The 441-nt window shown below is 32.7% G+C and carries 1 protein-coding gene; it reads left to right on the top strand.

Going from position 1 to position 441, the window contains the following annotated elements; genetic code table 11:
- The coding region (locus tag ACWIX0_RS14220; RefSeq protein WP_454174622.1) for a PBECR3 domain-containing polyvalent protein at nt 1–208 on the top strand (208 nt) is incomplete at its 5' end.
- Nucleotides 209–441: the final 233 nt, after the last annotated feature.

Below are 441 nucleotides of genomic sequence, written 5' to 3'. Positions count from 1 at the left end.
TACAGAATATGCAGACAATGCGGATTATCACACAATAGGAAAAGATAATCTAGGTATAGATGTATTTTTAAGTGGAAAACAAATAAATGGATACTATGTAATAATTGAAAGCATTAGAAAAGGTGCTAATGATCTAGCTTTTAAAACAATGTATTTTGAAAAAGGGGATATTTTGAAACACAAAAGTTTTAAGCAGTTTAAAAAATGACTTTGGGGCAACTAACGGCAAAAAACCGCTACAAGTCATCGGGTTATTAGCCCGTCCTTGAATTAGATAGTATCCTACCCAAAGTCAAGCGCATTATAAAACTTTTTAGCTAAAAAGTCAAATCTACCACAAAGGACAAAAAATGGACAAAATCCAAGAATTGCAAGCAAAAATCACAGAAAAACAAGGCAAAATCCAAGATTTACAAACCCAAATCAACTCCACACAAGCAC

The organism is Helicobacter sp. T3_23-1059 (assembly GCF_053654515.1).
Note: the sequence above shows the minus strand (reverse complement) of the source record. Positions and strands in the feature narration are given on the sequence as shown.